At 60.3% G+C, this 14,827-nt stretch carries 12 protein-coding genes; 9 read left to right on the top strand and 3 right to left on the bottom strand.

Annotation, left to right across the window (positions count from 1 at the left end; genetic code table 11):
* The 8 genes from F8N62_RS25640 to F8N62_RS25605 form a co-directional block, all read left to right on the top strand.
* The coding region (locus F8N62_RS25640) for an HAD-IA family hydrolase (RefSeq protein ID WP_150713296.1) at positions 1-589 on the top strand (589 nt) is incomplete at its 5' end.
* 225 nt (positions 590-814) lie between these two features.
* Entirely contained in the window at positions 815-2,473 is a 1,659-nt protein-coding gene (locus F8N62_RS25635; RefSeq protein ID WP_150713295.1) for a bifunctional 3-(3-hydroxy-phenyl)propionate/3-hydroxycinnamic acid hydroxylase, read from the top strand.
* A gap of 2 nt (positions 2,474-2,475) precedes the next feature.
* Positions 2,476-3,132 carry a TetR/AcrR family transcriptional regulator gene (locus F8N62_RS25630; protein WP_150713294.1) on the top strand — a complete coding sequence of 219 codons (657 nt, stop codon included), beginning with the start codon at positions 2,476-2,478 and terminating at the stop codon, positions 3,130-3,132.
* 191 nt (positions 3,133-3,323) lie between these two features.
* Positions 3,324-3,938, top strand: coding sequence for a TetR/AcrR family transcriptional regulator (locus tag F8N62_RS25625; protein WP_150713293.1), 615 nt, complete (start codon positions 3,324-3,326; stop codon positions 3,936-3,938).
* 84 nt (positions 3,939-4,022) lie between these two features.
* Positions 4,023-5,114 (top strand): VOC family protein, encoded by a 1,092-nt coding sequence (locus F8N62_RS25620; protein WP_150713292.1) that lies wholly within the window; start codon positions 4,023-4,025, stop codon positions 5,112-5,114.
* Between the two features lie 175 nt (positions 5,115-5,289).
* Complete coding sequence (locus F8N62_RS25615; RefSeq protein WP_150713291.1) at positions 5,290-6,249, top strand: fumarylacetoacetate hydrolase family protein; 960 nt, start codon at positions 5,290-5,292, stop codon at positions 6,247-6,249.
* A complete protein-coding gene (locus tag F8N62_RS25610) occupies positions 6,249-8,147 on the top strand; it encodes an acyl-CoA synthetase (RefSeq protein WP_150713290.1) in 1,899 nt (632 codons plus the stop codon). Before F8N62_RS25615 ends, F8N62_RS25610 begins: the two co-directional genes overlap by 1 nt.
* Before the next feature lie 153 nt (positions 8,148-8,300).
* Entirely contained in the window at positions 8,301-9,620 is a 1,320-nt protein-coding gene (locus F8N62_RS25605; protein ID WP_150713289.1) for an OmpP1/FadL family transporter, read from the top strand.
* A 41-nt stretch (positions 9,621-9,661) separates the two neighbouring features.
* Here the strand turns inward: F8N62_RS25605 and F8N62_RS25600 are convergent, their stop codons facing one another.
* Complete coding sequence (locus tag F8N62_RS25600; protein ID WP_150713288.1) at positions 9,662-11,662, bottom strand: peptidase U32 family protein; 2,001 nt, start codon at positions 11,660-11,662, stop codon at positions 9,662-9,664.
* 85 nt (positions 11,663-11,747) lie between these two features.
* A complete protein-coding gene (locus tag F8N62_RS25595) occupies positions 11,748-12,689 on the bottom strand; it encodes an AraC family transcriptional regulator (protein ID WP_224791413.1) in 942 nt (313 codons plus the stop codon).
* Between the two features lie 253 nt (positions 12,690-12,942).
* On the opposite strand from F8N62_RS25595, the gene F8N62_RS25590 reads away from it, so the two are divergent.
* Complete coding sequence (locus tag F8N62_RS25590) at positions 12,943-14,088, top strand: MFS transporter (protein ID WP_150713287.1); 1,146 nt, start codon at positions 12,943-12,945, stop codon at positions 14,086-14,088.
* Positions 14,089-14,122: 34 nt separating this feature from the next.
* On the opposite strand, the gene F8N62_RS25585 is transcribed toward F8N62_RS25590, so the two are convergent.
* Positions 14,123-14,587: a MarR family winged helix-turn-helix transcriptional regulator gene (locus F8N62_RS25585; protein ID WP_150713286.1), complete on the bottom strand. Its 465-nt coding sequence runs from the start codon at positions 14,585-14,587 to the stop codon at positions 14,123-14,125.
* Positions 14,588-14,827: the final 240 nt, after the last annotated feature.

Below are 14,827 nucleotides of genomic sequence, written 5' to 3'. Positions count from 1 at the left end.
GCCGACGGATGAAGACGTGACCGCGCTCTACGAGCGCTTCATGCCGCTACAGATCGAGAAGATCGCACTGCATTCGGCGCTGATTCCCGGAGCCCTGGATGCCATCGATGCCTTGCGCGACAAGGGCCTGAAAATCGGCTCCTGCTCGGGTTATCCGGCGGTCGTCATGGCAAAAGTGGTCGAGCTGGCGCGGCAAAACGGCTACGTCGCCGACCATGTGGTGGCCACCGATGAAGTGCCCAATGGGCGCCCGTACCCGGCTCAGGCATTGGCCAACGTGATTGCGCTGGGCATCAGCGATGTCGCCGCTTGTGTAAAGGTTGACGACACCTGGCCGGGAATCCTTGAAGGCCGCAGTGCCGGAATGTGGACGGTCGCGCTGACCTGCTCCGGCAACGCACTGGGCTTGACCTACGATCAGTACAAGGCCCTGCCCGCCGACAAACTCGCCGCCGAACGCGCCCGCATCGTCAAGGTTTTCGAAGGCTCTCGTCCGCACTACTTGATCGACACCATCGTCGAGTTGCCGGCGATCATCGAAGACATCAACGCCCGTCTGGCAAGGGGGGAAACACCACAGGGTTGCTGATGCGGTTCGGTGATCGAAACTGACGGCGCGAACGTCACCTTGGTCGAGGCTGAACTCCAGGCGCTGGATAACAGCCTCGACTTGCTCCGTCAAAACCTGTCATTGATCTGAAAGATTAATGACAAATAATTCAATATTGAAACTTGTCTCAGTTTTACATATCTTGACCCTGCCTGACGATGAGACCTGCGCGCCTCACGACTTCAATCACAACAAGGGCTCGAGATGAACAACAACAAGAACCTTTCCGAACTGCCGCCTGCCACCGTCGATGTGCTGATCGTCGGCAACGGTCCGGTCGGTGCGACCATCGCGGCGCTGCTCGGCCGCTATGGGATAGAGACACTGGTGCTGGACAAAAGCCACGAGGTGTTGCTGATGCCCCGCGCCATTGCGCTGGACAACGAGGCGCTGCGCATCCTGCAACTGGCAGGATTATCGGACGACGCATTCGAGAAGATCGCCATCCCTGAGGTGAAGATGCACTCCCCGGTCCTCGGGCAATTCGGTCGGGCCGACACGGCGGGCTGTATCGACGGCCATCCGAAACTGGTGACCTTCTATCAACCCGACCTCGAACACGCGATGCGCAGCCAGGTTTCCCGGTTGAAATCAGTGAACAGCCTGGGGGGCTTCGAGCTCGAGAACCTGCTCGAGGAGGCAGACGGTGTGGTTGCCACCCTGCGCGATCAGAATGGCCAGATGCATTCCGTCCGCGCCCGTTATCTGGTAGGTGCGGACGGCGCAAGCTCCAGGGTCAGGGCACTGATTGGCGAGGAATTCGAAGGACAGACCTACGCGGAAGACTGGCTCATTGTCGATATCAAGAACCGCCATCAAACAGCGATTGATCACATCGAGTTTATCTGTGATCCACAGCGTCCAACGCCGCACATGCCCGCCCCGGGCGGCAGGGAACGTTGGGAGTTCATGCTCCAGCCCGGCGAATCGCGCGAGGAACTGGAAAGCCCGGAAAGCATCGCCCGCCTGATCGCTCCCTGGATTGACCCGCAGGAGCTGGAAATCGAGCGCAAAGCGGTTTATCGATTCCACGCGCGTTGCTGCAACACCTTCAGCAAGGGACGCACTTTCCTCGCCGGCGATGCCGCGCACATCACCCCGCCCTTTGTCGGACAAGGTCTTGTCGCAGGGCTCCGAGATGGCGCCAACCTGGCCTGGAAACTGGCCTGGGTCCTTCGCGGTTATGCCGCGCCTTCGGTGCTCGACACTTACGATGCAGAGCGGCGCCCCCACGCCCAGGCGATGATTGATCTGGCGAAACTCATGGGTCGTCTGGTGATGCCCAGAAACAGGATCGGCGCATTTTTCGTTCACGGCCTGATGCGCATACTCGCACTGACTCCCGCGACCAGGCGTTATTTCGAGCAGCTGGACATCAAGCCAAAGAACACCTTCAAACACGGCCTTTTCATGCCGCATCAGCGTGGCGACAAACTGGTTCGCGGCGGTCTGTTTCCTCAGGCGTGGGTTCGTAACATGCAACAGCAGATCAGACTGAGCGACGATGCCCTTGGCAACGACCTGACTCTGGTCGGGTTCGGAATTGACCCGCTGTCCGTGCTGACACCTGCGCAAATCGTCTCCTGGGAAAAAACCGGCGGCCACTTCCTGCAGATCAAGACGTACGGCCAGCGCGAAAGCGGCCGATGCGACTTCATCGAAGACCTGAACCATGACATCCTGCCGCTGGCGGCCAAAGGCACGCTGGTCGCGGTTCGCCCGGACCGGATCATCATGCACCACGTCCCCGCCACGGAAGCAGGCCGTCTGATCCGGGAATGTCAGCACCTGCTCGCGAGCGCCGACGCCACTTCCGAGCCCGTTTCCATTACCATCAGCGAGCCCCCTCGACTTCGAGCCTGAACATGCCCCCCTCCACACCTCCTTCAGAAGTGACCGCGCCGGAATCTCTCACCAGAGGTCACAAGAAACGTGAACGCACCCGTCGCGGCCTGGTGGACGCGGCATTGCGTCTCGTCGCACGCAAGGAGGTCGGGGAGATTGCGCTGCTCGAAGTGGCTGCCGAAGCGGCGGTCTCCAATGGCACCATCTACAACTACTTTCGAACGCGCGATGAAGTGCTCGAAGCGGTCGGCATTGCCATGGCCGCGGAATTCTCCGATGCCATTGCAGCCCTCAGCACGGACGTGCGCTGCGGCGCGCAGCGGCTGTCGATCGGCGTGCGCATGTTTGTCTGTCGGGCTGCCGACGACCACGCATGGGCCAACGCCCTGCTGCGCATCATCCATTTCGATCAGGCCATGCGCTCGCGGTTGGCCGCCCACGTCCTCGCCGACCTGCGTGAAGGGCTGCGCGCGGGTACGCTCGCTTACGAGGACGAAGGAATCGCCCTCGACATGGTCCTTTCCTGTACCACCGGTGCCATGCGCTCGGTGATCGAGGGGCGTGCAGTGGCGGAGCACGACCTGAAGGTCGCTGAAATCATTCTCAAGGCGCTGGGGGTATCACCCGCCAAAGCCAGGAAAATCGCAGGCAAACCGCTGCCCGTCCAATCGCAATAGCGCTGACGAAGACCCGGAACCACTAGATAAGTGAACATACGTGTTCATTTATAACTCCCCCGCAGCCTTCACTTTTGCGGCCCCATCTCTTGCCGCTCATCAAACACCCGCTCAATTCAAAAAAACCTGCTTGACGCAAATTGAACACGCGTGTTCAATGAGTTCACAAGGTAATCCTGGAGAGAGCACCCGTGGAATCCCTAAACCCGACACAGCGCCGTATCCATCAAGCCGCCTTTCGCCTGTTCGCTGAAAGAGGCACCTCGCAAGTGAACATCCTCGACCTCGCACAAGCGGCCGGTGTGGCGCGCGGAACGGTCTATAGCAATATCGAGAGCATCGAGAACCTGTTCGAAGCCGTTGCCAGTCATCTCGCAAAAGAGATGCATGAGCGCGTCAGCAAGAGCTTCGATTCGGTGTCCGATCCGGCTCAGCGCCTGGCCAATGGCATTCGTCTGTTCATTCGTCGAGCTCACGAGGAATCCCAGTGGGGGGCGTTCATTCACAAGTTCGCCATGAGCAATTCTGCGCTGCGCGAAATGTTCAGCAGCCAGGCGACCACGGATCTCCTGCAGGGCCTTTCAAGTGGTCGGTACAGCTTTCAGCAGGCGCAATTGCTCCCGGTGCTGACGATGATTTCGAGCAGTGTCCTCGGCTCGATTTTCCTCGTACTGGAAGGTCACAGAACGTGGCGCGAATCGGGCTCCGACACCGCCGAGCTGGTGTTGCGGGCACTGGGTGTGCCGCCCGATGAAGCGCGTGCGTTGGCGACCTCCGAGCTGCCGACACTTCCGCCGCTCGACTGAATTAGTCACTGATTCAACCCGATAACGCCCCTGTTTTTCAGGGGTTCGGGACAGCTTTGCCCAAAAATCCGGAAAACAACAACAATGAACAACAGAACCGAGTTCCGCCGGTTGACCACACCCCAACCTGCCCGGCATCCGCAGCCAACAGTCAAGGCTCAAGGCTTGACTCACCTGATCTTTCAAAGGCCGGACTTGAATGAGGCGGCGCGCTTCCTGACCGACTTCGGCCTGAAGGTCAGTCGGCAGGATGCCGAGACGCTCTACCTGCGCGCCACCGAAGCCACGGCCTATTGCTACCGGGTCGAACGTGCCGAGCGTGCACGTTTTGTCGGGTTCGGGCTGGCCGTGCAGTCCATCGCCGACCTGGAAAAGCTGGCTCGAATCCCGGGTTCGTCATCGCTCGAAAAATCCGAACATCCCGGTGGAGGGTTTTGCGTCAGGCTGACCGATCCTTCCGGATTTATCGTTGAAGCCGTTTGCGCTCAGACACCCGGCAAGGCGCTTCCACACCGAGCACCCTTGCGCTGGAACCTGGCGCTGGAGCAACCGCGAATCAACGCCACGCAACGCCCGCCGACCACCGCACCCGACGTCCTCAGACTGGGCCATATCGTGATTGAAGTGGCCGACTACCAGGCGACTTGTGCCTGGTATACGCGGCACTTCGGGTTTATTCCCAGCGATGTGCAGGTCCTGCCCGATGGCAGCCCCATCGTCACCTTCCTGCGTCTTGACCTCGGCGAAACGGCCACGGCGCACCACACCCTCGCGATAGCGCAAGGGTTCATGGCGACCTACAGCCATAGCGCCTACGAGGTCGTCGATGCCGACGCCGTGGGAATGGGCCAGCGCGTCCTGCGAGAACGCGGATGGGATCACTCATGGGGCATCGGCCGGCACATTCTCGGCAGTCAGATCTTCGATTACTGGCAAGACCCCTGGGGCGATAAACACGAGCATTACTGCGACGGGGACATCTTCACGGCCGCTCAGCCTACCGGCATTCATGCCGTGAGCCCCGAGGCCATGGCGCAGTGGGGGCAGCGCATGCCCAAGCGCTTTACCAAACCGAAAATGAGCTTCGCTCATCTGCGTGCGTTGATCAGCAACCTGCGGCACAGCCCGGACGTGACCCTTCGCAAGTTGATTACGCTAATGCGGATGTTTGGCTAGGGCCGCCGTCATGTCACGCAATCGAGTCCGATATGGCCGGCGGGACGTGCTGAAAGCCGGTGCCCTGCTCGCCGGCGGCGCGTTGATCTACGGAAATGCCAGCCCACCCTCTGAACAACAAACCGGTTCTCGCGCCATCGAGCGCGGGACAAACATTGCTCCAGGAGTACCTTCAATGTCTGCTGTACACGTCGTCCGCTTTGAATTTGAGAACGGTATTCACTGGGGCGTGTTGCGCCAAGGTCGCATCACGGTGGTCCCCGGTACATTTGAAACCACCGGTGATTTCATTCGCCAGAACACGCTCGACGACCTCGCCCAACTGCAAGGTCCGGAACTGGATGAGCGCGACGTGAAACTGCTGTCGCCGGTGACCCGCAACCAGCAGTTCGTCTGCCAGGGCGCCAACTACCGTCAGCACATGATCGAGTCGGGCATGGACCCCGACGCGAAGAAATTCAACATGATCTTCACCAAGGCAACCAGTTGCCTGGTGGCCGCTGACAGCGACCTGATCAAGCCGCGCACCGTGCGCTTTCTTGACTACGAGATCGAGCTGGGGCTGGTAATTAAACGCGCCATCAACGGTTCCGTGTCGGTCACCGACGCCAACCTGCATGAGTTCATCGCCGGCGTTGTCATCGTCAACGACTACTCAGCCCGCGACATTCAGATTCCTCAAATGCAGTTCTACAAGGGCAAGAGCTTCCGCACGTTTGGCCCGGTCGGTCCTTACCTCTGCCTTCTGGGTGCCAAAGACATGCATTACCTCAAGGCACTGCAGCTGCGCCTGACGGTGAACGACGAGGTGCGCCAGAGCGACAGCACCGCCAACCTGGTTTTCGGCCCCGCCGAAACCCTCACCGAGCTGTCCGGTGTGCAAGACCTGGCCATCGGCGACCTGATCGCCACCGGCACGCCGGCGGGTTGCGCGCTGACCATTCCCTCCCCCGCCAAACAGCGTATCGCCGCCCTGATGCCGGAAGCCACCAAGTGGAAACTGTTCCTCAAGGCCCAGGAGAGCCGGACGCAATATCTCAAGCCGGGCGACGTGGTCGAAGCGCGCATTCGCAGCGCCGATGGGGTGATAGACCTTGGCGTGCAACGCAATCGGGTCGTGGGAGAAGAAGCCTGATGACCATCAAATCCTTGAGCGACATCGAGCATCTCGAACGAGTCCCCTTGTCGGATCGTGGCCTGGCGTCCAGCACTTATGAAGCCCTGAGACGCACGGCCGAGCGCACGCCGAATGCGCCGGCGCTGAGTTACTTCGCCGATGCCTCGGATTTCAGGCGCACCCACCACTGGAGCTATGGCGAGCTCTTCGCCGATATCACCCGCGCCGCGAATGCCTTCCACGACCTGGGAATCGCTTCGGGGGATGTGATTGCCTTCATCCTGCCCAACCTGCCGGAAACCCACTTCACCATCTGGGGCGGCGAAGCGGCGGGTATCGTCATGGCGATCAATCCACTGCTGGAGGCCAGGCAAATGGCGGGTTTGCTGCAGGCCGCCAACGCGAGCGTAGTGGTCACGCTCGCACCGGCTCCGGGCAGCGACTTGTGGCCCAAACTGGCCTCGCAGCTGAATCAACTGCCCGCGATCAAGCACGTAGTGTGGGTCGATATGGCACCTTATGTGGGGGTCGCACAGGGTGAAGCCCTTGTATCCCTGGCACGCGAGGAACGCGAACTGCACAGCGGTGCCACAATTCACGGTTTGCGAGCCCTGATGGACACTCAGCCTGGCACGCACCTCAAGAGCGCCCGGCAAATTCTTCCGGCTGAACGCTCTTCTTATTTCTGCACCGGTGGCACCACCGGGCTGCCCAAGATTGCGGTGCGCAGCCACGGGTCGGAGGTTTTCAACGCCTGGGCCATGGCCACGCACTTGCAGCCACGCCACAGTGCCCAAGTAATTTTTTGCGGGCTGCCACTGTTCCATGTCAACGGACAGCTGGTCACAGGCTTGATGCCCTGGACCCAGGGTGATCACGTCATCCTCGGCACGCCTCAGGGCTTTCGCGGCGAGGGTGTGATCGCCCGCTTCTGGGAGATGGTGGAGCACTTCGGCATCAACTTCTTCTCCGGCGTGCCCACCGTCTATGCCGCGCTTTTGCAGCATGAGTCGCAGGGCCGCGACCTGGCCAGTCTGCGCTACGCATTGTGCGGTGCCGCACCGTTGCCGGTTGAGCTGTTTCGGGAGTTCGAGGACCAGACCGGGGTGAAGATTCTCGAAGGTTATGGCCTCACGGAAGGCGCCTGCGTGTCCTCGGTCAATCCGCCCCATGGCGAACGTCATGTCGGCTCAATCGGGATACGAATTGCCTATCAGGCCATGCGCGCTGTCTTGCTCAATGAGGCGGGAGAATACGTGCGCGACGCCGACGTGGACGAGATCGGCCTGATCACGATCAGCGGCCCCAACCTGTTCGAGGGTTATCTGGAACACAGTCACAACCAAGGCCTGTGGATCGACATCGACGTGCAGCGCTGGCTCAATACGGGCGATCTGGGTCGCCAGGATGCGCAGGGTTACTTTTGGCTGACCGGGCGCAAGAAAGAGCTGATTATTCGAGGCGGCCACAATATCGATCCGAAGCAAATCGAAGAGGCATTGCAGAGGCATCCGGCGGTTGCCCTGGCCGCTGCAATCGGCAGCCCCGACGCTTACTCGGGTGAAGTGCCGGTCGGCTACGTGCAACTGCGGCCCGGGCAGACCTGCAACGCGCAAGACCTTCAGGTGTTCGCTCAGCTCCACATCAGCGAGCGGGCAGCCGTTCCCAAGCGCATTGAAATTGTCGAAGCGCTGCCACTCACCGCCGTGGGCAAGATTTTCAAACCGGCCTTGCAGCAGCGCGAGATAGGCAGAGTCGTCCAGCAGGAAGTGGACCGCCTGGGCCTTTGCGATATTGCCGTGGAGGTCGTGCAGGACAGTCGTCGTGGGCATGTCGCCCGCATCAAGGCCGGCACCCGCCAGGAAGTGCTGGCGCCGCTGTTGGGACGATACAGCTTTCAGGTCGAGTGGCTTTGATGAGCGCCCACGCGCCTCCGTAAGTCCAGCAAACCAGCCCTGTCTTGAGCGGTCAGGGCCCTTTTCACAACCCACTCCAGCCGGCACTGAAAGGTGCACGGCACGGCAAAGCCTTGCCTGCGTACAACCGACAAAAAAAATAAGAGGTGGAAAATGAACGTGAATAACCGTGCAGTCCTGCGCCCCTGTGTTCAATCAGCGTTGGCTCGCTGGATCAAGTTAATCGGCGCCGTGGCCATACTTGGCGCATCAACCACCGCGGGCGCCAATGGCATTGGGTTGAACGAACAAAGTGCAAGCAGCGCCGGAACGGCTTATGCGGGGAGGTCTTCTTCGGCACTGGACGCCAGCACCCTTTATGGAAACCCGGCGGGCCTGACCAAGTTGCAGCGCAGTGAGATTTCGGGCGGTGCAGCGATCATCTCCGTGAGCAACGACATCAGCGATGCGCAGAGCAATGTCGCGGGAACCAACAAGGGCGACTCCGTTCCCCTGGGGGTGGTGCCCTTCGCTTATATGTCGACGCCACTGGACGATCGTTTTTCCATTGGTGTGGGCCTCTATGCTCCGAGTGGCCTGATCAATGATTACGAGAGCAGTTTTCAGGGCCGCTACCACGGTTCCTATAGCACGACCAAAGAGATAACCCTGCAGCCCACCCTTGCCTATCGGATCAATGATTACGTATCCGTTGGTGGCGGACCGACCCTGAATCGTTTCGATGCAAAGCTTCAAAATGACATGGCCACCGGCGCGCTGAACAATGGCCAGGACACACAGGTCACGGTCAAAGGCGATGACACGGCAATTGGCTACAACCTCGGCCTGTTGGTGGACATCAGTGAGGCAACCCGCTGGGGGATTACTTACCACTCGAAGGTGAGCTATCACCTCAAAGGACATACTCAAGTGTCCGGCTCCCCGAGCGCTGTTCCGCTGGACGGGAATTATGACAACACAATAGACATCACGATGCCCGAGTCAGTGGATACGTCCATCACCCATCGATTCAATAGTCGCTGGACCGGATACCTGGGCACCACCTGGACACGCTGGAGCCGGATCCAGCAGGTGCAGGCAATCAACAGCGGTGTTCCCCCCCTGGGCCAGGCGGTGGGCATGGGGACTGTGACCGAACTCATGAACTGGCACGACACCTGGAGCAGCGCGGTGGGTGCCTCGTATCAATTGAACCCGCAATGGCTGCTCCGCGCAGGTTACGCCTACGATCCCTCGCCAGTGGGCAATGACAATCGCAGCGTGCGCGTTCCGGTGGGCAACCGCCAGGCCGTGACCTTGGGCGGCGCTTATTCACCGAGCGCCGACCTGACGATAGACTTCGCTTACGGTTATCTCTGGGACTCGAAAGTCTCGGTAAACCAGTCGAACAACTCGGGGCTTCAACCGGAATACAGCGCCAATTATGAAAACAGCGCGAATGGGTTCTCGGTGCAGGCAACCTATCGATACTGATCGACACGGTTGCCCTCTCACCTTCTAGCGATAAATGACAATCAATGCGGCGCGCGAGGGATCGTCTTCAGCAGGTCTGCCGGGCTGATGTAACCGACCACCGGCTCGGCGGCGCTGCCCGGTAGCGGCAGGTCGAGGATGTGACCCTTGATCTTGCCGATCACGTGCATTTCGCAAGGCTTGCAATCGAACTTCAATGTCAGCACTTCGTCCCCGTGCACCAGTTGCATCGGCGCGACTTTGGTGCGCACACCGGTGACGCCTTTGGCTTGCTTGGGGCAGAGGTTGAAGGAGAAGCGCAGGCAGTGTTTGGTGATCATCACCGGTACTTCGCCGGTTTCCTCGTGGGCCTCGAACGCGGCGTCGATCAGCTTGACCCCGTGACGGTGATAGAAATCCCGCGCCTTCTGGTTGTAGACGTTGGCCAGGAACGACAGGTGCGACTCCGGGTACACCGGCGGCGGGTTGGTTTCGGCCTTGCGACCCCCACGCGGATGGGCCAACAGACGGGCTGCGGTCAACGCTTCGATGACTTCGCGGCGCAAGGCTTTGAGTTGCGAATTGGGGATGAAGAACGCTTGCGGGGCGTCGAGCTCGATGGACGTCGCGTGGTAGTCAGTGGTGCCGAGTTGACCGAGCAGATCACGCAGTTGCTCCAGGGCCTGCTCCGGTTTGTTCGCCACACCGAAAGGGCCGTCCAGGGACAGGCTGACGCTGATGCCCTCCTCGCTGGTGGCGGTCAGTTGCAGTTGCTGCTCGTCGAGGCGCGCCACCCAGTCCAAACCAATGCGCCGTTCGGCAGAGGTTTTCTGCAAGGCTTGCTGCCAGTTATGGTCGAGGTTGCGGCTCAGTGGATGATTAGGCCGCAGCTTGTACATGCTATCCGGCATCTCGTTGGGCTCGACGCGGTAGCGATAGCGCTTCTGGCCCTCTTCGAGGAATTCACCTTTGGGCTCGGCGATGTTGGCGCGGAAACCCACCACTTCGCGTTTGATTTGCACGTTAAGACCGTCGCCATTGGACAGCGGCTCAACGGTGACCACCTGCAAGTCGCGCTTGCCGACTTTCTCCACCACGCCCACCAGCAGACCGGTGAAGGTCGGAGAGTCGAAGGCGCCGATGTCGACCTTGCGCTCGCTGACAAAATAGTCGGTGCTGCCACGGTGGAAGGTCTTGTCCGGGTCGGGCAGGAAAAAATGCGCGGTGCGGCCGCTGGACGCGCGGGCCAGGTCCGGACGATCTTCGAGAACGTCGTCGAGGCGCTGGCGGTAATAGGCCGTGATGTTTTTCACATAGCCCATGTCCTTGTAGCGCCCTTCGATCTTGAACGAGCGCACGCCGGCTTCGACCAAGGCGCGGATATTCGCGCTCTGGTTGTTGTCCTTCATCGACAGCAGGTGCTTTTCGTAGGCGACAACGCGGCCCTGGTCGTCCTTGAGGGTGTACGGCAAACGACAGGCCTGGGAGCAATCGCCACGGTTGGCGCTGCGGCCGTTCTGCGCGTGGGAAATATTGCACTGCCCGGAGAACGCGACACACAACGCGCCGTGGATGAAAAATTCAATCGCCGCATCGGTCTCGTCGGCGATGGCGCGAATCTCTTGTAGATTCAGCTCGCGAGCGAGTACCAGTTGAGAGAAACCAGCCTGATCGAGGAACTTCGCCCGCGCCAGGGTGCGGATGTCGGTCTGGGTGCTGGCGTGCAACTCGATGGGCGGGATATCCAGCTCCATCACGCCCAAATCCTGGACGATCAACGCATCGACCCCGGCATCGTACAGCTGGTGGATCAGCTTGCGCGCCGGCTCCAGCTCATTGTCATGCAGGATTGTGTTGATCGTGGTGAACACCCGGGCGTGGTAGCGACGGGCGAACTCTACCAGCCCGGCGATTTCACTCACCTCGTTGCAGGCGTTGTGGCGGGCGCCAAAGCTCGGGCCACCGATATACACGGCGTCGGCGCCATGCAGAATGGCCTCGCGGGCGATGCTTACGTCACGGGCGGGGCTGAGCAGTTCCAGGTGATGCTTGGGTAGAGACATAATTTTTTATAGGGCTGGTCACGGTCGAGGCAGGCATTGTAGCCGCCAAATGCCCGACCGGCACCCGTTGGCGCGCACTGACCGATCAACTGCCGCGCTTCGACGATTCGCCGACCTGCCCGCGCAACGCCGCGATATCCCGCTTCGGGGCGACACCAAACAGACGGCTGTATTCGCGGCTGAACTGCGACGGGCTTTCATAGCCGACCTTGAAGGCCGCGCTTGAAACATCCTGATGCTCGTTGACCATCAACCGTCGCGCCTCGTTTAACCGCAGCCATTTCTGGTATTGCAACGGGCTCATCGCGGTCAGCTGGCGGAAATGATGGTGAAAGGTCGGCGAACTCATCTGCACCCGGGCGGCCAGCTCGTCAATGCGCAGCGCCGAGGTGTAGTTCAATTTCAGCCAATCGATGGCTTTGGCGATTCGATAACCCTGGCCATCGACAGACATGATTTGCCGCAGCCGGCCCGCCTGATCACTCATCAACAGTCGGTAGTGAATTTCGCGCTGGATCAACGGCGCCAGCACAGGAATCGCCTGAGGTTCGTCGAGCAGCGCCAGCAACCGTTCGAACGACACAAGCATGGCGGCCGTCACTGAGCCGATGCCGATGCTCTTCCCTGTCGATCGTTCACGGGTGGGCGGCAGGTCACCTTGGGCGATCAGCTCCACCAGCATGCGCAAATCGAGCTTGAAGGTCAGCCCCAGGCAGGGCTGTTCCGGGCTCGCATCGAGCACCTCCGAGTTGGCCGGCAAATCCAGTGAAGTGACCAGAAAACGCGAGGTGTCATACGGATAACCTTCACCGCCGACCCACAACTGCTTCTTGCCCTGGGCGACGAGAATGATGCTCGGCTCGACCATGCAAACGACGGGCGGCGACGGATGCTCACGCCGAAAGAAGCCGAGACCGCCAATCAACGTACCGAAATCACCGGGTTGCGACACCCGCGAGCCAATGGCGCGGGCAAGTGCTTGCTGCTGCAATTCAAGTGGAGCGGCATCTGGGTGTGGCATCGTCATGATCGTCTCGTACCTCTTTGCTGAACTCTAACCCGGCGGCTCGTGACCGTCCTGCAAAACAACGCAGACTCATAGAATCAGGCAAGTAATGCAGCGCAATGCACTATTGAGCGTCTGGCCGGAGCGGGAAAATGGACATCCGAGACAGCCACCCCGGCTGGCCGACAAAAAGATGCCTGCGAACCCGCCAATGACCCGTCATGCTCGCCCTTCCCCGCGCCTACCCGAACACTCATGGGGCGCCGTGTTCGCCATGTCGCTCGCCGCCTTCGCCCTGGTGGCATCAGAGTTCATGCCCGTTTCCCTGCTGACACCGATCGCCGCCGACCTGCACATCAGCGAAGGGCAAGCCGGCCAGGGCATTTCTGTCTCGGGGTTTTTCGCGTTGTTCGCCAGCCTGTTGATCGCTTCTGTGGCGGCCAGAGTTGACCGCAAGCCGCTGTTGCTGGCACTGACGCTCCTGATGATCGTTTCCGGAACAATGGTCGCGTTTGCGCCGAACTACTGGGTATTCATGGCCGGCCGCGCGTTGATTGGCGTCGCAATCGGTGGCTTTTGGTCGCTATCGGCGGCGACGGCGATGCGCCTGGTGCCTGAAGACCAGATCACTCGTGCCATGGCCATCGTCAACGGCGGCAACGCCTTGGCGACAGTGATTGCCGCGCCCCTGGGCAGTTTTCTCGGCGCGTTGATCGGCTGGCGTGGGGCATTTCTGTGCGTCATTCCGGTCGCGGTAGGCGCCAGTGTCTGGCTGTTGTTCAGCCTTCCGCGGATGAAGGCACACAGCCGTTCAGCCACGGGCAATGTCTTGAGGTTGATGAAAAGCCCGCCGATCGCATTAGGCATGGTGGCGGTCAGTGTATTTTTCATGGGCCAGTTCATGTTGTTTACCTATCTGCGCCCGTTTCTCGAGACAGTCACCCGCGTCAGCGTTTCCATGCTCTCGCTGATGTTGCTCGTGCTGGGCCTGGCGGGTCTCGCGGGAACCTTTCTGATTGAAGGTTTGTTGAAAAATGGCCTGCATCGCACCCTCATCGTCATCCCGATCCTGATGGCGTTGATCGCGCTGGCGCTCGTTTCATTCGGCAGTTCGGCGGCTACCACGATGGTCTTGCTGGGTCTGTGGGGTTTGGTCGCGACGGCGGCGCCGGTGGGATGGTGGACATGGCTGGCGAAAACGGTGCCCGATGCCGCTGAAGCGGGAGGCGGCTTGATGGTGGCGGTCATTCAATTGGCGATTGCGTTGGGCGCAACGGTTGGCGGGCTGGTCTTCGACGCAAGCGGTTATCGAGCCACCTTCGAGCTCAGTGCCGCGTTACTCGGCCTGGCGGCCGTTCTGGCGTTCCTGGCGGGTCGCGCCGGCTCGCGGGCGCCCGTTGCCACGGCGACCATTGCTTGAATACGTTGCGAATATTCAGGGAGCGCGACGGTCGCTAGGCTTCGGGTTCGACCGCGTTCACGCTCTGCAATTGTCCGCTCATGCGATGCAGAAAACCGATAAGCACATCAACTTCATCTTCAGTGAAGTCCGCGAGGAGCAAGCGCTCTCTCTCCAGTGCCGTGACCAGAACACGATCATGCAGCTGACGCCCGGAGCGCGTCAGCGACACGGTATGGCGCCGGGCATCTTTGGAGTCCACTTCGGTGGACACATACGCTTCGCGCTCGAGCATCTGCAGGGCCCGGCTGACCGCGCTTTTGTCCAGGCCAATGACCTGAACAATGCGGTTCGCGCTGATGTGATTTTCCACAGCCAGCATGGCCAATACCCGCCACTCGACGATTCCGATCCCGAAGTGCTTGCGATAGCACGCCGAAGCCCCGCTGGACAGATTGTTGGTCAGCGACGTAAGGAGCGCGGGGACGTAGCGATCGAGGTTCAGTGGGGTGCGGGGCATGACGGGCGGTTCCTGAAATCAGGCTGAATTAGTTGACACAACAACTAAAATGACTAGGATGAGAATCACACGAAGATTTCGCGTCCGCATCATAGCGCACGCGATACAACAATAAAATTCCGAGGTCCGTGTCATGACTTGCCTGCTCGTCGCCCCTCCTTCCTGATCTGATTTCCCGCCACACCAGGCCGGTCATTGCGGCTACACAACCAATCGTTTTTCAACATTGCATCATTGCGA

The organism is Pseudomonas fluorescens (assembly GCF_902497785.1).
Taxonomy (GTDB): domain Bacteria; phylum Pseudomonadota; class Gammaproteobacteria; order Pseudomonadales; family Pseudomonadaceae; genus Aquipseudomonas; species Aquipseudomonas fluorescens_BO.
This window is presented reverse-complemented; position numbering and strand designations above follow the sequence as displayed.